At 63.7% G+C, this 18,173-nt stretch carries 16 protein-coding genes; 9 read left to right on the forward strand and 7 right to left on the reverse strand.

Annotation, left to right across the window (positions count from 1 at the left end):
• The first annotated feature begins 58 nt into the window (after positions 1-58).
• From LLJ08_RS19070 to LLJ08_RS19100, 7 genes are all read left to right on the forward strand, one after another.
• Positions 59-907, forward strand: coding sequence for an STAS domain-containing protein (locus LLJ08_RS19070; RefSeq protein ID WP_042922653.1), 849 nt, complete (start codon positions 59-61; stop codon positions 905-907).
• A complete protein-coding gene (locus LLJ08_RS19075) occupies positions 907-1,269 on the forward strand; it encodes an STAS domain-containing protein (protein WP_041015300.1) in 363 nt (120 codons plus the stop codon). The genes LLJ08_RS19070 and LLJ08_RS19075 overlap by 1 nt, the downstream gene beginning before the upstream one ends.
• On the forward strand, positions 1,266-1,670 hold the full coding sequence (locus tag LLJ08_RS19080; RefSeq protein WP_003281109.1) for an ATP-binding protein: 405 nt from the start codon (positions 1,266-1,268) through the stop codon (positions 1,668-1,670). The genes LLJ08_RS19075 and LLJ08_RS19080 overlap by 4 nt, the downstream gene beginning before the upstream one ends.
• Positions 1,667-2,677, forward strand: a complete 1,011-nt coding sequence (locus LLJ08_RS19085; RefSeq protein ID WP_125896612.1) for an ATP-binding protein — start codon at positions 1,667-1,669, stop codon at positions 2,675-2,677. The genes LLJ08_RS19080 and LLJ08_RS19085 overlap by 4 nt, the downstream gene beginning before the upstream one ends.
• A complete protein-coding gene (locus tag LLJ08_RS19090; RefSeq protein ID WP_014821947.1) occupies positions 2,670-3,542 on the forward strand; it encodes a sensor histidine kinase in 873 nt (290 codons plus the stop codon). Before LLJ08_RS19085 ends, LLJ08_RS19090 begins: the two co-directional genes overlap by 8 nt.
• Positions 3,532-5,481: a response regulator gene (locus LLJ08_RS19095; protein ID WP_228207692.1), complete on the forward strand. Its 1,950-nt coding sequence runs from the start codon at positions 3,532-3,534 to the stop codon at positions 5,479-5,481. The genes LLJ08_RS19090 and LLJ08_RS19095 overlap by 11 nt, the downstream gene beginning before the upstream one ends.
• 684 nt (positions 5,482-6,165) lie before the next feature.
• A complete protein-coding gene (locus LLJ08_RS19100) occupies positions 6,166-6,378 on the forward strand; it encodes a cold-shock protein (protein ID WP_014821949.1) in 213 nt (70 codons plus the stop codon).
• A 499-nt stretch (positions 6,379-6,877) separates the two neighbouring features.
• Here the strand turns inward: LLJ08_RS19100 and LLJ08_RS19105 are convergent, their stop codons facing one another.
• The 5 genes from LLJ08_RS19105 to LLJ08_RS19125 all read right to left on the reverse strand — a co-directional run bounded on the left by LLJ08_RS19105 (position 6,878) and on the right by LLJ08_RS19125 (position 11,610).
• A complete protein-coding gene (locus LLJ08_RS19105) occupies positions 6,878-8,089 on the reverse strand; it encodes an aldose 1-epimerase family protein (protein WP_102833484.1) in 1,212 nt (403 codons plus the stop codon).
• A 127-nt stretch (positions 8,090-8,216) separates the two neighbouring features.
• On the reverse strand, positions 8,217-8,777 hold the full coding sequence (locus LLJ08_RS19110; protein WP_228207693.1) for a histidine phosphatase family protein: 561 nt from the start codon (positions 8,775-8,777) through the stop codon (positions 8,217-8,219).
• Positions 8,778-8,888: 111 nt separating this feature from the next.
• On the reverse strand, positions 8,889-9,311 hold the full coding sequence (locus LLJ08_RS19115) for an HPF/RaiA family ribosome-associated protein (protein ID WP_014821952.1): 423 nt from the start codon (positions 9,309-9,311) through the stop codon (positions 8,889-8,891).
• Between the two features lie 60 nt (positions 9,312-9,371).
• Entirely contained in the window at positions 9,372-10,685 is a 1,314-nt protein-coding gene (locus LLJ08_RS19120; protein ID WP_228207694.1) for an NTP/NDP exchange transporter, read from the reverse strand.
• A 7-nt stretch (positions 10,686-10,692) separates the two neighbouring features.
• Positions 10,693-11,610: an aldo/keto reductase gene (locus LLJ08_RS19125; protein WP_228207695.1), complete on the reverse strand. Its 918-nt coding sequence runs from the start codon at positions 11,608-11,610 to the stop codon at positions 10,693-10,695.
• A 221-nt stretch (positions 11,611-11,831) separates the two neighbouring features.
• On the opposite strand from LLJ08_RS19125, the gene LLJ08_RS19130 reads away from it, so the two are divergent.
• Positions 11,832-12,026 carry a hypothetical protein gene (locus LLJ08_RS19130; RefSeq protein ID WP_228207696.1) on the forward strand — a complete coding sequence of 65 codons (195 nt, stop codon included), beginning with the start codon at positions 11,832-11,834 and terminating at the stop codon, positions 12,024-12,026.
• 17 nt (positions 12,027-12,043) lie between these two features.
• Here LLJ08_RS19130 and LLJ08_RS19135 read toward each other — a convergent pair whose 3' ends face one another.
• Positions 12,044-13,678 (reverse strand): methyl-accepting chemotaxis protein, encoded by a 1,635-nt coding sequence (locus LLJ08_RS19135; protein ID WP_228207697.1) that lies wholly within the window; start codon positions 13,676-13,678, stop codon positions 12,044-12,046.
• Positions 13,679-14,006: 328 nt separating this feature from the next.
• Between LLJ08_RS19135 and LLJ08_RS19140 the strand changes: the two genes are divergently transcribed.
• Positions 14,007-16,028, forward strand: a complete 2,022-nt coding sequence (locus LLJ08_RS19140; RefSeq protein WP_179485084.1) for an FIST N-terminal domain-containing protein — start codon at positions 14,007-14,009, stop codon at positions 16,026-16,028.
• Here LLJ08_RS19140 and LLJ08_RS19145 read toward each other — a convergent pair.
• The gene (locus LLJ08_RS19145) at positions 16,025-17,965 is read right to left on the reverse strand and encodes a RecQ family ATP-dependent DNA helicase (RefSeq protein ID WP_228207698.1); all 1,941 of its coding nucleotides are present in this window, start codon (positions 17,963-17,965) and stop codon (positions 16,025-16,027) included. The genes LLJ08_RS19140 and LLJ08_RS19145 overlap by 4 nt on opposite strands.
• Between the last annotated feature and the right edge of the window lie 208 nt (positions 17,966-18,173).

Below are 18,173 nucleotides of genomic sequence, written 5' to 3' on the forward strand. Positions count from 1 at the left end.
CTCTTGCTAATGCGCCATGGTGAACATGGACGATCAAATCAAATCCGGAGCTAGACCTATGGCGGCCCTGCTGCAACGTACCACCGACACCATCACTCGCAATCAGGCCGAACTGCTCAGCAGCTGGAAGTCCGACCTGCAGAATCTGGGCGGCTATCACAACGTCAAGCCCGAAGAACTGGCCCAGCAGACCGTCGACTTCATCCGCCAGCTGATCAGCGGAACGGCAGACGGCTCGGCCGATATCAACGGTCCGGCCTGGGACGGCATGCGTCTGTATCTGGAAAAACTCTCGCGCAGCCGCGCACTGCTTGGCATGGATTCGCAACAGACCGCGGGCTTCATCTTCGCCATCAAGCGTCCGCTGATGGCCCTGCTGCAGAGCGAGTACGCCAATGAGCCGGCAGTATTCGCCGAGCAGCTGTGGGCGGTATCCGAACTGATCGACAGCCTGGGGCTGTACACCGTACGCACCTTCCAGAAGTCCCGCGAAGAGGTGATCAAGCGTCAGCAGGAAGAGCTGCTGGAGCTGTCGACTCCGGTGGTCAAACTGTGGGATGGCGTGCTCGCCCTGCCGATGATCGGCACCCTCGACTCGCAGCGCACCCAGGTGGTGATGGAATCGCTGCTGCAGCGCATCGTCGATACCGGTTCGGAAATCGCCATCATCGATATCACCGGTGTGCCGACGGTCGACACCCTGGTTGCCCAGCATCTACTGAAGACGGTCACCGCGATTCGCCTGATGGGTGCCGACTGCATCATCAGCGGCGTGCGTCCACAGATCGCGCAGACCATCGTGCACCTGGGCCTGGACCTGCAAGGCATCGTCACCAAGGCCAGCCTGGCCGACGCCCTGGCCCTGGCCCTGCGCCGTTCCGGCCTCACCGTGACGAAGGCCGTCTAATGGATCGCATACCCATTCTGCGGATGGGCGAGTTTCTGCTCGTCACCATCCAGGTCGACATGCACGACCAACTGGCGATGACCCTGCAGGACGACCTGGCCGAACGCATCAGCGCGACGTCGGCAAAGGCCGTGCTGATCGATATCTCCGCGCTGGACATGGTCGACTCCTTCATCGGCCGCATGATCGGCACCATCTCCGGCTTGTCGCGGATCATGGATGCCGAGACCGTGGTGGTCGGCATGCAACCCGCCGTAGCCATCACCCTGGTCGAACTCGGCCTCGAACTGCCCGGCGTCAGCACCGCGCTGAACGTCGAGCGCGGCATGCAGCTGCTGCGCGCCCGCGTGGCCGCGCAATGATCGTGCGCAGCAGCGGCAGCCAGCCGGTGCGCCTCGAGCAGGATGTCGTGCTGGCCCGGCAGACCGTACGCAAGCTGACCCAGGAATGCGCCATGCGCCTGATCGACCAGACCAAGCTGGTCACGGCGGTCAGCGAGCTGGCGCGCAACACCGTGGTCTACGGCGGCGGTGGCGACATGGATTGGCAGCTGATCGAGGACGGCACGCGGGTCGGCGTGCGCCTGACCTTCCGCGACGAAGGCCCGGGCATCGCCGACATCAAGCTGGCCATGACCGACGGCTGGACGTCCGGTAGCGGCCTCGGCCTGGGGCTGACCGGCGCCAAGCGGCTGGTTGACGAGTTCGAACTCGACAGCACGGTCGGCGCGGGCACCCGAATCACCATCACGCGGTGGACATGAACGTTCAGGGAAGCGTCACCCAGGTCCTGCTGATCGAAGACAACAGCCAGATCGGCCACGCCCGCCGGGTCGCCCAGCGGCTGGCCGAACAGCACGACTTCGACACCACCGATGCCGGGCGCGTCGCCCTGCTCGCCACCGAGCTGGGCAGTAACCTGCTCAAGCACGCCGGGCGCGGCGAACTGCACCTGCGCGTAATTCCTGGACGAGAGGGGCGCGGCGTCGAAATCATCGCGATCGACCGCGGACCGGGCTTCGACCTCGATCAATGCCTGACCGACGGCTTTTCCACCCGCGGCACACAGGGCATCGGGCTCGGCGCGCTGGCGCGTCAGGCCCAGGTGTTCGACGCCTATTCCGATGCCCGCGGCTCGGTGGTGCTGGCGCAGCTGTTTCCTCGCGGCGTGCAGCCGCCGCCGTGGCGCTACGGCGTCAGCCAGCATCCCTATCCAGGCGAAACAGCCTGCGGCGACGCCTGGCAGCTGGCCTTCGATGGGCAGCGCTGCAGCGCCCTGGTCATCGATGGCATCGGCCATGGCGAGCTTGCCCAACAGGCCGCGCTGGCAGGCGCGGTGGCGTTTGCAGAATCCCCACTGGATTCCCCCTTTGCCCTGTTCAGCAATATGCACCAGGCGATGAACGGCACTCGTGGCGGCGCCGCAGCCATCGCGCACTTCGACGGCCAGCGTCAGACGCTGGATTTCGCCGGCATCGGCAATATCGGCGCCAGCCTGATCGCTAGCGAGGGCTCGCGTGGCCTGGCCTCACATCCTGGCATCGTCGGCGTGCGCTTTCGCAAGGCGCATGTCTTCGACTATCCGCTGGGTGAGGCGCGGCTTCTGGTGCTCTATAGCGATGGCCTGCAAACACGCTGGAATCTGCGCGACTACCCCGGTCTCGTTCACCGTCACCCGGCCATCATCGCCGCACTGTTGCATCGCGACTTCTGCCGCGGTCGCGACGACGTGACCGTGCTGGCACTCAATCTGGAGGCTCCCCGTGGCTGATCCGACGTCCCCCGAGACCGGCGACGCCGGCCAGCTCGAACAGCTGCGCCGGGCGAATGAATCGCTGCGCGCCGAACTGGAAGAAACCAATCAGGGTGTACTGGCGCTGTATGCCGAGCTGGACACCCAGGCCGAGCAGCTGCGCCAGGCCTCGGACCTGAAGAGTCGCTTTCTGTCGTACATGAGCCACGAGTTCCGTACGCCGCTCGGCTCGATCCTCAGCATCACCCGCCTGCTCAGCGACGAACTGGACGGCCCGTTGAGCCCGGAACAGCACACGCAGGTGCGTTTCGTCAGCTCGGCCGCCAGCGAGCTGAGCGAGATGGTCGATGATCTGCTCGACCTGGCCAAGATCGAAGCCGGCCGCGTCAGCATTTCCCCGGCCTGGTTCGACATGCTCGACCTGTTCTCGGCGTTGCGCGGCATGTTCCGCCCCATCGTCGAGGGCTCGCCGATCGACCTCATCTTCGAAGAGCCCGAAGGCATTCCGCGGCTCTATACCGATGACAAGAAGCTGGCGCAGATCCTGCGCAACTTCATCTCCAACGCGGTAAAGTTCACGCCCCAGGGGGTGGTGCGCGTGTCGGCACGGATGGAAAACCCGCAGCAGGTCCGCTTCGCCGTCAGCGACACCGGTATCGGCATTGCCCCCGAGCTGCACGACCGGCTTTTCGAAGATTTCGCCCAGGTCGACTCGCCGCTGCAGAAGCGCCTGCGCGGCACCGGCCTCGGCCTGGCGTTATGCAAGCGTTTCGCCGAACTGCTCGGCGGCCGTGTCGGTGTGGAAAGCGAACCAGGCAAGGGCTCGGAGTTCTATGTAGTTCTGCCTCTGGCGATTGATACGGAGCCTTCCGATGGAGCGTGACAGCCGTCTGTTGATCGTCGACGACAACGCGCCGACGCGCTATGCGATGCGCCGGGTACTGGAACGCCATGGCTATCAGGTGCTGGAAGCCGGCACCGGCAGCGAAGGCCTGGAACTGGTGGCCAACGCAGCGCCGGACGCGCTGATCCTCGACGTCAACCTGCCGGACATGAGCGGCTTCGACATCGCCCGCCAGCTGCGCGCCGATGCGAACACCGCCCTGCTGCCGCTGATTCACGTGTCCGCCGCCTCCATCGAGACCAACGACATCATCACCGGCCTCGATGCCGGCGGCGATGCCTACCTGATCCACCCGGTCGATCCCGACGTGCTGCTGGCGACGCTGCGCACCCTGCTGCGGGTGCGCGATACCGAGCGCGCACTGCGTGACAGCGAGGCGCGCTTCCGGGAAATCTTCTTCCATGTCGCCGCGCCCATCGCGGTGCTCGACGCCGAACTGCAGCTGCACGAGTGCAACCATGCGTTTGAACTGCTGGTGGGAGCCGTCGGCCCGACGGCTCCCCTGTCGCAACGTTTCGCCGCCGGCCAAGACGCGATTCTCGCCGAGCTGAGCGCACATCTTCAGGCCGGCGAGCGCTGGCAAACGCCGCTGCAAATGCAGGTCAACGGCGATACCCGCGAGACCGAGTGGCAGATTTCCCCGTACCGCGCACAGGGCCTGGGCCTGGTGTTCGTCGAGGATGTAACCGAACAGCGTCTGCGTGAACGCGCACAGCGCCAGGAAATCGCGACTACCACCAGTCAGCTCGCCCACGAGGTCGCCGAGCGAGCGCGCACCGAAGAGCAGCTGCTGCAGGCGCAGAAGATGGACGCCCTGGGCAAACTCACTGGCGGTATCGCACACGACTTCAACAACCTGCTCACCGGCATCATCACCGGCATCGAGCTGATGAAGCAGCGCATCATCGAAGGCCGCGCCGACAGCGTGCTGCGCTTTGCCGATGCCTCGCTCAGCTCGGCGCGCAGCGCAGCGTCGCTGACCAATCGCCTGCTGGCATTCGCTCGCAAACAGCCGCTGGATGCACGGGCGCTGGATATCAACGAACGCATCCGCTCGCTGGAAGACCTGCTGCGGCGCACCATCGGCGAACGCATCACGCTGACCTTCGACTTCACCGCCGAGCCCGCGGTGGCGCGCGTGGACGTCAGCCAGTTCGAGAGCGCCCTGCTCAATCTGGTGATCAACGCCCGCGATGCGTTGCCCGAAGGCGGGCATATCCGCATCAGTACGTTCCCTTCGGATGGCGGCCAGAAGGCGGAACTCGCCGCAGGTCGTTACATCGGCCTGTGCGTGAGCGATGACGGAACGGGTATCGATCCCGGCGTGCTGGACAAGGTCTTCGATCCCTTTTTCACCACCAAGCCGCAGGGCCGCGGCACAGGGCTGGGGCTATCGAGCATCTACGGGTTTGCCCTGCAGTCGGGTGGCGATGCGAGCATTCGCAGCACGCTCGGCGCCGGAACCGAAGTCACCCTCCTGCTGCCCGCCGCCAACGGCGAACAGGCAGCGACGCCTGCCGCAGCGCCGGATAGTTCGATGCGGCTGGTCGGCCACGAGCACGTGCTGGTGGTGGAAGACATGCCCAGCGTGCGCATGCTGATCGCCGAGACGCTGATCGAAGCCGGCTACCGCTGCAGCCAGGCGGGCGACGTGGAAACCGCCCAGTCTCTGCTCGAGGCCGACCCGTCGATTGACCTGCTGCTGAGCGATGTCGGGCTACCCCGTCTTTCCGGTCGCCAGCTGGCGGAATGGGCACGCCGCGAGCGTCCGACACTGCCGGTGGTGCTGATGACCGGCTATGCGGAGAGCGCATCCAGTCGCGAAGGCTTTGTCGATGAGCGCATGGAGCTGGTACTCAAGCCGTTCGAAGGTGCAGACCTGCTGATCAAGATCCGCGGCCTGCTCGACGAAGCCTGACGTTGCCGACCGGCCATCCACCGCCGCTTAAAAATCACCGATCTGCGCTTGATGCGCATGGCGCGGGCAACAAAAAACCCGCCGAAGCGGGTTCTTTCTGACCTATCCGAATCCTTCCGGCTGCCTTCCTGGCGGTGGTCGATCATCCTGATCCTGAGCGCGTCCTGCGCTTCAGAGTGGGCTTAGATTAATCATCAGGCCGCAGGCAATGAAGAGCCAAAAACCGGAATTCTTGTAAGCCTTTCGCTATAGCTAAAACGAACGTGTCGTTTCACTGTCGCGCTTACCAGCCTGGCGGGACAGAAGGCGCCTTTGCGCGGCCACGCACCCCCGCTGCTTGTCGGCAAGCGATGCTCCCGCTACGAATTATTAGCGTGGAACATTTGTTGAATTATTTCTCTTGATCCCATAGCTCATACAATATTGATGATTAACAACTAGTTAAACCCAAAATATTTGAGTTCGCGGGCTTACTTAAAGAAGCCAATTTATTTAAATCGCAAATAAAAGCTGTACATATATTTAAATCTACGTATATTCGCCCCCACTGCTTCGCAATTAACACTTCGACACCCGGCATGATGTTTCTCTGTTTCATCTCCTCGGTTCGTTTTGCTTCTCGCTTCTCAGTCTCGGCACCGAATGCTTCAGTGCTGCAGCCTTAAAACACCTTGGGAGATACTCATGTCTACTCGTCAAAATGGCACAGTCAAATGGTTCAACGATGAAAAAGGTTTCGGCTTTATTACGCCGACCGATGGCAGCGAAGATCTGTTCGTTCATTATCGTTCAATCGAAAGCACAGGCTTCAAAAGCCTGAGCGAAGGCCAAGCGGTCTCTTTCATGGCTACCAAAGGCCAGAAAGGGATGCAGGCTGATCAGGTTCAAGTCTCCTAAGACGCCTGATACAAAAAAGCCCCGCTTCGGCGGGGCTTTTTTCGTCCGTAATATCTGACGCGATGGCTTTTTCCCATGATCGGGAAATAATGGTGCGAATTCTGAATGTCGCAAATACGCGGTCGACGTTCAGCGCCAGCGGCATATGAAACCGTCAGAAAAGCAAAAACCCGCCGAAGCGGGTTTTTTCTGACCTTTCCGAATTCCCTTCGATTGCCGTCCTGGCGATGGTCGATCTTCCTGATCCTGAGCGCGTCCTGCGCTTCAGAGTGGGTATAGATTAATTACACGCCTTGGTAGGTAAAAGGGTCGAACGCCGCAGCCTCTTGTAAGCCTTTTGCTATAGCTGCAGGAGCCAGGGAACTTTCAGACCCAAGGAACGCCTCGCAGTCGCCCTGAAAGGCCCGACGTAGAGCCATCCTGAGCAAGCGAGGCACCGTATCGACGGTGCATCGCTGCGACGAGATCCAAAACGCGCGAAACCTGTCCAGCAGACGTATTAGTCCTTGGACAGGTCAACCAGCGGCTCGTCACGAATTTCAGTGTCGCGACCGGCCTGTACCGCTTCGATCCGTTTGCGCGCGGCGTCGACTGCGGCGCTATTGACCAGCAGCTCGTAACTCACGCGAAAATGCTTCTGCTCACCCGGCTCGATCTTCGGCACCAATCCCAACGGCCGTTGATAGCGGCGATTGTAGGAAAAGCTGGTACCCGGTTCGAGGCCGGTCACGTAGCCCTGCTTCTCGGTATCGGTGTTCTTCCACAGCGAGAACACCGGTAGCTCGACGGTATTGAAGCCGACACTGACGCCGAGATTGCCGGCGCGGTTGTGCAGCATGGTCAGGGTCTGGCCCTGTTCGTCCGCATAGGGCACCACGTTGAACACCGTCTCGTCGTAGTCCCTGGTCGGGCGGCGATAGCGCTGCCAGTCGCTCAGCTCCTTCGCCGCGCGGGGGTTGAACGGTGAGACCTGCTTGACCGGCGCCACGAAGCGCGCGCCCTCCTCCAGCAGCGGCGTGCCAAAATTGGTGTGGTACAGCACCTGGTATTCCTTTGCGTAGTCGCCCTGATTGGTCAGCGTGTCGTGCAACGAGAATCCGGTGCGGCCGGGCTCTGTGCTGAGCTCGGTGAGGATTGCGAAGTCGAGTTTCTTGAAGGCCTTCTCCTGCAGCTCGCCACGCAAGCGAATGGCATAGGGCGGCTTCTCGTCGATCTGCAGCACCACGCGCGAGGCCGGAATGTTCGCCGCACGGCCATGCAGCGTGAGCAGTTCGCCGTTGTCTTCGCCGGGGTGGCCGACCCACTCGAAGCCGCAACGGGTGACCAGCTCGTTGAAGCCCTCGAGCCAGCCCAGCCCGCCGCGCCCGTTGAGCTCGATAAAGGCCGGGTTGACCACTTCATCCACCGGCGAATCCCAGCCCAGGCGTACCTCGCCGGCCACCGCTTCCAGCACGTTCATGCCGCGCGTGGGCACAACGGTCATGCGCATGCTGCCGTTGTCGATCTCGATCAGGCTGACGCCTTCCTGCCGGCCGCCATGCAAGGTACGCACGCTGACCGAGAATGGCGTCGGGGCGTCGATGCCCAGCTCTTCGCTGGTGATGCGCCAGTTCTTCGCCGGCTTGTCGTGGTCGATCAGCACCTGTTCCCAGGCCATGGCAGGGGTGGCCAGGCAGATGCCCAGGCCGAGGAGAAGCTGCAAACAGGTCATGGGGGTTCCCTTTGTTGTTATGACTCCTGCTCAAGGTAGCTGAAACGTTTCATCTGGCAAGCCAAAGCGGTTGCCGAACGACCGAAGGGAGGCAGAACGCAGCTGGACGGAGTGCTCTAGCTTGGCTTCAGCCCTTGCTGTAGCGACTCGGCTGCCAGTAGCCGGTGAGCAGCGGCAGTGCGGGGCCACGCCAGCCGCGCTGACGAAGTTGCCGGGCGATCAGCGCATTCATGATCTTGTGCCCCATCAGCAACACGCTTTCATTGGCCTCGGCCAGCTCGATCAACCGATCGGCCGCTGCGCTGGCACGCCTGGTGGATTCGCGGATGTGCTCGGTATGGCTGGCGAAGCCGAGAAACCAGGCGGTGCGAAACGCCAGGCGCCAGAAGCGCGACGGCAACAGCGGCAGGCCCCAATCGGGATACGGCAGGTGCGGCTCGACGAACAGCGGATCAGGCAGTTCACAGCAGTCGCATTCCAGATGCGAGCGCGATTCGATGCAGCGCTGCAGGGAGCTGCAAACCACGATGCCGACCGAGCCTGCCAGCGCGACCAGACTGTCCGGGCGCTCGGCGGCGACGACCTCGGCAGCGTTGTAGCGCTCGACCCAGGTTTTCATGCCAACCGGCGTGCTCCAGCGCGCTGCGCCGTGGTCGGGTCTACCGTGCCGCACGAGGATGATCTGCATCTGGCTACCGGATACACGGGCCCGGCCGCCAAGACGCATGCCTGGCAGCAGGGGGATAGAAAGAGAATGAAGCGGGTGGAAACGCCCCGACCCGCGGCCGGGGCGACGGGGTCACTTGTCGAGCTCGTCCTGCTTTTCCAGGAATTCCTCTTCGAGCATCGCATCCTTGACGGCCTGAGGCTGCTCGTCGAGCAGCGGATCATTCAACTCGCCGCTGGACAGTACGCGGGTGTCCAGCTTGCCCATCAGATGCTCCAGCGCGTGCTGCATCTTGTCCGCCGCGCCATCGACCGCCAGCTGCAGCGACTCGGCCTTGTGCGTCACCGACACCGCCTGATGCCCCTTGGGCCGCGCCTCGATCTGGCAACGCTTGTCATCGGCGCCGGCCTTCTGCGCATTTTCATCGCTGACATGGACTTCCACTCGAGTGAGGAAGTCGTCGAAACGCTCGAGCCGATCCTCAACGGTCGTACCGACCCACTCGTGCAGCTCGACGCTGCCAGGGATGTGGTTGCTATTGACCTGCACTTGCATACGACTACTCCTGATAGATGACGTACCTACTAGGGTTCGAGGCGTGCGCGTCGGCGAGGTTCAGCTGCTTCGTCCGGTTGCGGGCTCTGGTGTGACGCCAGCACGGTCAGCCCGACCACCGAGCAGCCAACCAAGCACACCCCAGACCGCCGCGCACACGGCGCCGACCAGGGCGATCAGCCAGACGCCCTGTCCGAGACTGTCGAGCAGGCTCTTGGCCCAGCCGCTCAGGGCATCGCCGCCGCGATAGACCACGGTGTCGATGAAGTTCTTCGCCTTGTACTTGCTCTCGGCATCCAGCGGCGCGAAGAGCATCTCGCGGCCCGGGCGGACGAAGGCGTATTCGCCGACGCGACGCACGATCATCACGGCGGCCAGCACGGCAAAGGTCGGCGCCAGGGCCAGGCCGACGAACCCGAGGCAGACCAGCGCCGGTACGGCGGCCAGCAGAATCCGCACGCCGAGCCGCTGCGCGATGCGCCCGGTGATGAACAGCTGCGACAGCAAGGCGCCCGCCTGCACCACGAAATCGATCGCACCGAACACCCGCACCTGCTCGGCACGATCCGGAAACAGCTCGGCGACCAGCCTTGCCTGTTCGAAGTAGAGAAAGGTGCTGGCGGACGTCAGCAGCAGCACGAACGCCGCGATGCCGAGCAGATAGCCCGAGCCCAGCACCCGCGTCAGGCCACTGAATGGATTGCCCGCTACCGGTCGCCGTGGACTTTCGGCATGTTCGGCGCCGGGACGGCCGGCACCCCGTTCCTCGCGCCAGACCATCAGGTAGTGCTTGAGCGCGACCGCGGCGACCAGCAAAAGCGCCGCCAGCAGCATCAGCCCGAACTGACCGAGTACGCCGACCAACAGCGCGCTCGTCGCCGGTCCGACCAGACCGCCCACGCTGGCACCAGCAGCGATGAAGGCGAACAGCCGGCGCGCCTGTGGCGCGTCGAACACATCGGCCATCAGGCTCCAGGCGACCGAGACCACGAACAGGTTGTAGACCGAGATCCACACGTAGAACACCCGCGCCAGCCAGACGCTGTCTCCGAGCAGGAAGAACAGCCCCGCGAACACGAGCAGGTTGACGCAGAAGAAGCCGTACACCCAGTCGATGTAATGGATGCGCGCGACCCGCGAGTTGAGCCAGGCGAACAGTGGCACCGCCACCAGCATGGCGATGAAGGTCGCGGTAAACAGCCACTGCAGGTTCTCGACGCCGCCCTGAATGCCCATAGACTCGCGAATCGGCCGCAGCATGAAGTAGCCAGAGAACAGGCAGAAGAACAGGCTGAACCCGGCCAGCGCGGCACGCAGTTCCCCGGGGCGGGCATTGATCAGAGCGGCCCCGCGAGCGGCTAGCGAAGTCGGCATTCGGCGCTCAGCGGAAGGCGTCGACGATCATCTGCCGCTGTCGCGCATCCGGCAGCCGCCCCTGCCCGGCGAGCAGGTTGTCGGCCATGTAGCGCGGGTTGGAAGTCGCCGGTATGACCGCAGTTACAGCCGGCTCGGCAAGGATGAACTTGAGCAGCAGCTGCGCCCAGGAGCTGGCATCGATCTCCACCGCCCAGGCCGGCAGCGGCTTGTCCTTGACCCTGGACAGCAGGTTGCCACGGGTAAACGGCCGGTTGATCAGCGTGGCGATGCCGTGGTCGGCGCAGTACGGCAGCAGCTGCTTCTCGGCGTTGCGCTCGCCCACCGAATAGTTGAACTGCACGAAGTCGACCTTCTCCTGCTTCAGCGTCTCCAGCAGGCGGTCGTGGGCCGACTCCAGATAATGGGTCACGCCGATGTAGCGCACCCGCCCCTCCTGCTTGAGTTCGCGCAGCAGGCCGAGCTGGGTGCGGGTGTCCTGCAGGTTGTGCACCTGGATCAGGTCGATGGTGTCGGTCTGCAGCGCCTTGAAGCTCGCTTCGATCTGCGCCATGCCGCGTCCGCGACCGCTGGAGGACACCTTGCTGGCGATGAAGACCTTGTCGCGCTGGCCGTGGCGCTCGACCAGCTCACCGACGACGCGCTCGGCATTGCCGTAGCTCGGCGCGGTATCGATCAGCGATGCGCGGCCATCGAGCAGCACGCGCAGCACCTCGAGCAGCCGCGTCATCTCGGGATCATCCAGGCCTATGTCATGTGTCCGCGAAGTGCCAAGGCCGATAACGGGCAGCATCTCGCCGGTGGCGGGAATCTCGCGTCGACGCAGCGCCTCGGCTGCCCGCACCAGCGACGGCACCAGCGGACCGAGCGCCAGCAGCGCTGCGGCCACGGCTGTACGTTGAATGATCTGGCGGCGCGTCGGCATGGTGGGGTCTCCGGTCGTTTGCGGTATCGACCTCTGAGTATGGTCGAGTCATTTCGCGATACCGGCCCGGCGACGTACGGAGCTTTTCCTGATGTTTCATGTGGCGCCGAAGCGTACGATAACGATGCCGCAATAGTGGCAATATGCCTTTATTTGCGCTTTACTGCGCCGCTTCCGATGCCTGCTGCGTTGACGGTGGGTAGATAACTGTCGAGCCGAGCATGTCCTGCAACCTACCCCAGTCGCGCCAGCCGAGCCCCGGCCGCAAAGCACCTGCCGCGTCGCGCCCGCCCCGTGCACGCTCCCGGCTGAGCAGCTTGTGCTATGCCGCCGGACTGCTGCTGGTGTTCATTCTCAGCCTGCTTCTGCTGCCGAACGACAGCGGTCTGGGTCGGCTGCTGTGGGGCTCGCTGTAACGGCAGCGCGCCCGGCCTCAGGTGCGGAAACGGCCAACCAGTTCCGCCAGCGTCTTCGACAGCCCGGACAGCTGTTGACTGGCGAGCATGCTCTGCGAGGAATAAGTGGCCGCCTCGTTGGACAGGTCACGGATATCGGTGATGTTGCGCGCGATTTCCTCGGTAACGCTGCTCTGCTCCTCGCACGCGGTGGCGATCTGGGCGGCCATATCGTTGATGCGCTGCACCGACACGGAGGTTTCCGCCAGCACCTGATCGACGCCGGATGCCCGCTCGACACTGTCTCGCGCCTTGTCACTGCCGGTCTGCATGGCCTGTACGGCCTTGTCTACGCCGCTCTGCAGGCGCTCGATGCGCGCTTGGATATCCTTGGTCGAATCCTGTGTGCGCGCGGCCAGCGCCCGTACCTCGTCGGCCACCACGGCGAAACCGCGGCCCTGCTCACCGGCGCGCGCGGCCTCGATGGCGGCGTTGAGCGCGAGCAGATTGGTCTGCTCGGCGATGCCGCGAATCACTTCGAGCACCGCGCCGATGCTGGCGGTTTCCTCGGCAAGCGCACCGATGGTCTGCGATGCGCCTTCGACCTCCCCGGCCAGCTGGCGGATCGACTGGATGGTACTGCTGACCACCGACGCGCCCTGGCGTGACTGGGTTTCCGCCGCACGCGCGGCGTCCGACGCGTTCTGCGCATTGAGCGCGACTTCATGCACCGCTGCGCTCATCTCGGTCGCCGCGGTGGTCACCTGATCGACCGCGGCGTGTTCGCTGCTGATCAGCTGATCGTTGGTTTCAGCCATCGCCGCCATGCCACGCGCGGCGGTCTCGACCTCAGCGGTAACCCGTCCAACCTCGGCGATCAGCGGCTGCAGTTTGTCGAGAAAGCGGTTGAAGGCATTGCCGAGCTGGCCCAGCTCGTCAGCCGAATGCACCTCCAGACGGGCGCGCAGGTCGCCATCGCCATCGGCGATCTGCTTCAGCCGATCGAGCAAACGGCGCATCGGGCGCAGCACCACCAGCGGCAGGCCGAGGATGAGCAATGCGCAGCCCAGCAGGCCGATGATCAGCACCGCGGTCTGCTGGCTGGATGTGGCGGCGCCCTCGGCGATCGCCGCCGCGCCCTCGGCCTCGGCGGCTGCGCCTTCGAGTTCGCCGAGTTTGTCGATGGCATCGCGCATGGCATCGAAGCGCACCTCGCTGTCACCAAAGCTCAACGCGCTGGCGGCCTGAGGATCGAGATCGACCTGCTCGATGACCCGCTGCGATACCGCGGACCATTGCTGAAAGCCGCCATTGAACTGCTCGACCAGCGCCAGTGCCTCGGCGCCCGGTTGCATGGCTGCGTACTTCTGCACACGATCGTAGGCCTGCTTGAGGTTTTCCGCATGGCTGGCCTTGAGTGCCTGCACATGCTCGCCAGCATCGCTGTCGAGCAGGCTGCGCTCGGCGACGAAGGCCTGATACAGGTCGCGATCGGCATTGAGCAGCAAGCCGATGGCCGGCAGATGGCGCGTGGCCAAGACCTCGCTGGAGTCGGTGACGCGTTCGATGCCACGCATCCCGAAAACGCCCATCAGCACCAGCAATAGGGCCAGCGCCGCAATGGGCAAGGTGATCTTCCAGCGGAATCCGAGATCGGTGAACAGGCGGGGCATGGCGTCGCTCCTCGAGAGGCTTTCCTTGCTATCGGCTACAACAACTGCGGCAACAGGTCACCGGTCGACAATTGCACAGCCGCGCGCGATTTCCGTTGCGCCACATCAAGAGGAATCGCCGCCTCACCCAGTACTTCCGGATGAAGACCATGGTTGCATGGCGATCTTCGATCCGGCGGCCGATAACGTGGCTGACGGTGACGGCGCCGAACGGGCATGCAGCTCGCGGCCGGGGTGCCGATAACAAAAAATGTAGCCTCTGATCGACGGCTGATCAGTGCGGGAGCGGCCGAGTTTCCCGCTTCCCTTCCTCAAGCGAGTAACGCCCATGATTTCGCTCTCCCGATTCAAGCCAGGCCACACGCAATCCAGCGGCACGGCGAGCCTGCTCTGCTCGGCTCACCAGCTTGCCCAGCAGCTCGCCACCCTGCGCTTCAACCCGACCTACATTGCCGGTTTCGTCTCGCCGCACGTGGATCTGGATGAGGTCGCCAGGCAGGTAGCGCAGCGCTTTCCGCAGGCGACGATCAGCCTGTGTACCACCGCGGGCGAGCTGTCCAGCGAGGGCCAGCGGCTTTACTGTGCCACCGGCGCGCAGTGGGATCGGGTGGTGTTGCAGCTGTTCGACGCCAGCGTCATCGCCGCCGCCGAGATCGTCCGTGTGCCGCTGGAGTGCGAGGACATCCGCGGCCAGGGTCAGCGGCTGTCGATGGGCGAGCGCATCGCGCGCCTCACGGCGTCGATCAAGCGGGTGCAGGTGTCGATGAAGATCGATTACCGCGACACGCTGGCGAACATCTTCTTCGACGGCCTCTCCGCTTCGGAATCCTTCTTCATGGAGGCGCTGTACGAGTCCGGTCGTTTCCCCTGCCTGTTCGTCGGCGGCTCGGCCGGTGGCAAGCTGGATTTTCAGAAGACCCAGCTGCATGACGGCAAACGCAGCTACCAGAACCACGCGCTGATCGTCTTCCTCAAGTGCGCGCGGGACGTACGCTTCGGCGTGTTCAAGAGCCAGAACTTCGAGCCGACGCCACTCAGCCTGAACGTACTCAGCGCCTCCCTGGAGGACCGTTACATCAGCCAGGTGGTCGACTCACGCGGCAACATCCGCACGATGGTCCAGGCGCTGTGCGAGGCGCTCAAATGCGCGCCGCAGGAGCTGGAGCAGCGGCTCTCGGACTACTCCTTCGCCATTCGCGTCGGCGAGGAAGTGTTCGTCCGCTCGATCTCGCAGATCGACTTCGCCAACGAGCGCGTGCACCTGTTCTGCGACGTCGCCCCCGGCGAAGAGCTGATCATGGTCAAGCGCACCCCGCTGGCCGAGACCACCCGCCGCGACTATCAACAGTTCATGCGCAACAAGCCCGGCAAGCCGCTGGTGGGCATCCTCAACGACTGCATCCTGCGCCGGCTGAACAACGAGCAGGCACTGGGCGGCATGGACCCGGTGTTCGATGACGTACCGGTGGCCGGTTACTCGACCTTCGGCGAGATCCTCGGCCTCAACCTCAACCAGACCCTGACGGCGGTGTTCTTCTTCCGCACCAACGGCAAGGAAGAGTTCCACGACGAGTACACCGACAACTTCATCGCCTACCACGGCGAGTTCAAGGCATTCTTCCTGCGCCGGCAGATCAAGAAGCTGACCGGCCTGAGCCAGGTGGTGGTCAAGCAGATCGAGCAGTTCAAGCGCCAGGACTACAGCAGCGCGGTGGACATCAATGGCCTCGACGAACACATCCGCCCGGTGTTCCGCGGCCTGGCCGACCTTGGCCAGGTCCTGTCTCAGGCCGACCATGAGCGGCAGTCCATGTCCGAGCAGCTGAGCCAGTGCGCCAACGAGCTGCACGGCTCGATGGACGACCTGACGCTGAACATCAACCAGCAGGGCACCGTCATCGAACAGGCCGGCAGCTCGGTCAAGCAGATGGTCCACCAGGCCGACGAGGTGGTCAGCAGCGCCCGCGACCTGGCGCAGTCCAGTCAGCGCATCCAGTCGGTGGTGCAGACCATCCAGCAGATCGCCGGGCAGACCAACCTGCTGGCGCTCAATGCGGCGATCGAGGCGGCGCGCGCTGGCGACATGGGCCGCGGCTTTGCGGTGGTGGCGGATGAGGTGCGCAAGCTGGCCGAGATCACTGGCAAGAACGCCGAGGAAATCGGCACCGACATAGACCGCCTGGCCAGCGAGATTCGCGCGGTGGCGCAACACATCGAGACGCAATCGGCCGGTGTCGGCTCGCTGACCGGGCTGCTCGATGCACTGGAGAACTCGAGCAACCTCACCGCTGGCACTTCACGCCAGACCAAGGGCGTCGCTGACCGACTGATCGGCCTGACCGCGCGCTAACCAGCTAGGCGCGCGCGAACCTCAGCGTAGGGATAGGCCTCCAGCGAGGCGAAACCTGGGATCTGGCGCGCCTTGAGCTTGGTGAACACCGGCACGCTGATACCGCAGAGAAAGCGCGTCAGGCATTCGGCGCTGGGCGCATCACCCTTGAGCTGCGTGTAGCGCTGACTGAATTCGGCGCAGCGGGCGTCGAGAGCGACGTCGTTGAGCGGTGCCAGCGCCGGTGGTTCAGGAAGTTGCGCAACCTGCCCGCGACAGACCGAGCAATGGCCACACCTTTGCGGCGCCTGCTGGTCCCCAAAATAGGCCGCCAACCGCTGGCTCAGGCATTCACTGGATTCGAACAGCGCCAGCATGTTGTCGATGCGGGTGATCTCGCTCGCTTCGTGCTGCTTGAAGTATTCATGCAGTTCGATGCTCAAGCCCTCTGCGTCGAAGTCTGGATTGAGCAGCGCATAGACGTCGGTCATCTGCTTGCTCTCCAGCTCGATCCAGCCTTTTTCCTGGAAGTACTCCAGGGCCTTTACCACCCGGCCACGGTCCGCACCGTGCTGCTGGTAGAGCGCATCGAAATCCAGCGTGCACCAGGTCCTTGCCCGCGCCGAGCTGTGCACGATGGCCTCGACGAACTGCCGCCGCTCGCCTTCGAATTTCGCCACCAGCACCTCGGGTTCGAGCAGGTACTTGAAGCGGTACTCGGCGAAATAGGCGAAGCGCGGCGAGATGATGCCGCGCAGCTCCAGCTGCACCAGCAGGGTTTTCAGCGGCAACTGGCGGATGTTGCTCTGGTCCGATAGCTGGTTGAGCATCAGCTCCCACTGTCCGCTGCCCTTTTGATCAGGAGCAGCCGCCTGCAGCAGCTCGTCGAGCACGCAGCGGATGCCCTCGCGCTCCGGTGTGTCGCCATAGACAAAATTCTGCAGCACGCTGAGGCTGTCCCGGTTGGCCAGCACCAGGCAGTCCGATGGCTTGCCATCGCGGCCCGCGCGGCCGATCTCCTGGCTGTAGTTCTCCACCGACTTGGGCAGGTCGTAGTGCACCACGTTGCGGATATCCGACTTGTCGATGCCCATGCCGAAGGCAATGGTGGCGACGATGCAGTTCAGCTCGCCTGCCATGAAGCGGCGCTGGATCGACTCACGCAACTCGTGGGCCATGCCGGCGTGGTAGGCGCTGGCCGGGAAGCCGCGCTGCGCCAGATGCTCGGCAACCTGCTCGGCCGTCTTCTGCTGGGTGACGTAGACGATGGTCGGCTGACCACTCTTGTCGGCCAACCATTCCACCAGCCGGCGCTGCTTGTTAAAGCCGCTGACCGGCTCCACCAGCAGATTGAGATTGGGCCGGTAGAAGCCGGTAGTCACGACGTCGTCCGGCGCAATCGAGAATTTGGCCTGCATGTCGGCAATCACCGGCGGTGTCGCCGTGGCGGTCAGCAGCAGCACCTGCGGGATATTGAATTGGCGCTGGTAGTCGGGAAGCTTGAGATAATCCGGGCGGAAGTTGTGCCCCCACTCGGAAATGCAATGCGCCTCATCGACGACCAGCAACGAGATCGGCACTTGGCTGATGAAGTTACGGAAGCGTTCGTTCTTCAGCCGCTCCACCGAAATCATCAGAATCTTCAGTTCACCGGACTTGGCGCGGGCCATGGTTTCGCTGGCCTGCTCGCGGCTCTGCGCCGAGTCGATGCTGGCTGCGGCGATGCCGTGCCGGTGCAGGAAAGCTAGCTGGTCCTGCATCAGCGCCAACAGCGGCGAAACGACCAAGGTGAGATGCGGCAATAGCAGCGCCGGCACCTGATAACACAAGGACTTGCCAGACCCAGTGGGAAAGATAGCGGCCGCCGAGCGCCCGGCCACCACGGCGCGAATGGCCTGATCCTGGCCGGGACGAAAGCCGTCGTAGCCGAAAGTCTGCTTGAGGGTCTGTTCGATCATGCTGAGTCACTCCTTTGACTGGAGGCCGGAGGGTAGCAAAAGGAGGGAGACGGTACTGCAAAGCGGCTGATATGTGCGGCCGGTCGTCGGAGCGCGTGGCCATCAGCCCAGCGCTGGCCCTGGGCGGGCCGGATGGGACTTTGAGGTGGTCAAAGTTGGCGGCCAGCTGGCCCAGGCGGAAGGACGCATTGCGCGCCCTTCGCCAAAA

It is taken from the genome of Stutzerimonas chloritidismutans (assembly GCF_020783375.1).
Classification (GTDB): domain Bacteria; phylum Pseudomonadota; class Gammaproteobacteria; order Pseudomonadales; family Pseudomonadaceae; genus Stutzerimonas; species Stutzerimonas kunmingensis.

Bases quoted from the DNA above. Each gene is read 5' to 3' on its own strand.
- LLJ08_RS19100 (WP_014821949.1), top strand. From the start codon at position 6,166: ATGTCTACTCGTCAAAATGGCACAGTCAAATGGTTCAACGATGAAAAA.
- LLJ08_RS19145 (WP_228207698.1), bottom strand. From the start codon at position 17,965: ATGATCGAACAGACCCTCAAGCAGACTTTCGGCTACGACGGCTTTCGT.
- LLJ08_RS19110 (WP_228207693.1), bottom strand. From the start codon at position 8,777: ATGCAGATCATCCTCGTGCGGCACGGTAGACCCGACCACGGCGCAGCG.
- LLJ08_RS19085 (WP_125896612.1), top strand. From the start codon at position 1,667: ATGAACGTTCAGGGAAGCGTCACCCAGGTCCTGCTGATCGAAGACAAC.
- LLJ08_RS19125 (WP_228207695.1), bottom strand. From the start codon at position 11,610: ATGCCGACGCGCCGCCAGATCATTCAACGTACAGCCGTGGCCGCAGCG.
- LLJ08_RS19095 (WP_228207692.1), top strand. From the start codon at position 3,532: ATGGAGCGTGACAGCCGTCTGTTGATCGTCGACGACAACGCGCCGACG.
- LLJ08_RS19115 (WP_014821952.1), bottom strand. From the start codon at position 9,311: ATGCAAGTGCAGGTCAATAGCAACCACATCCCTGGCAGCGTCGAGCTG.
- LLJ08_RS19105 (WP_102833484.1), bottom strand. From the start codon at position 8,089: ATGACCTGTTTGCAGCTTCTCCTCGGCCTGGGCATCTGCCTGGCCACC.
- LLJ08_RS19080 (WP_003281109.1), top strand. From the start codon at position 1,266: ATGATCGTGCGCAGCAGCGGCAGCCAGCCGGTGCGCCTCGAGCAGGAT.
- LLJ08_RS19070 (WP_042922653.1), top strand. From the start codon at position 59: ATGGCGGCCCTGCTGCAACGTACCACCGACACCATCACTCGCAATCAG.
- LLJ08_RS19120 (WP_228207694.1), bottom strand. From the start codon at position 10,685: ATGCCGACTTCGCTAGCCGCTCGCGGGGCCGCTCTGATCAATGCCCGC.
- LLJ08_RS19075 (WP_041015300.1), top strand. From the start codon at position 907: ATGGATCGCATACCCATTCTGCGGATGGGCGAGTTTCTGCTCGTCACC.
- LLJ08_RS19140 (WP_179485084.1), top strand. From the start codon at position 14,007: ATGATTTCGCTCTCCCGATTCAAGCCAGGCCACACGCAATCCAGCGGC.
- LLJ08_RS19135 (WP_228207697.1), bottom strand. From the start codon at position 13,678: ATGCCCCGCCTGTTCACCGATCTCGGATTCCGCTGGAAGATCACCTTG.
- LLJ08_RS19130 (WP_228207696.1), top strand. From the start codon at position 11,832: ATGTCCTGCAACCTACCCCAGTCGCGCCAGCCGAGCCCCGGCCGCAAA.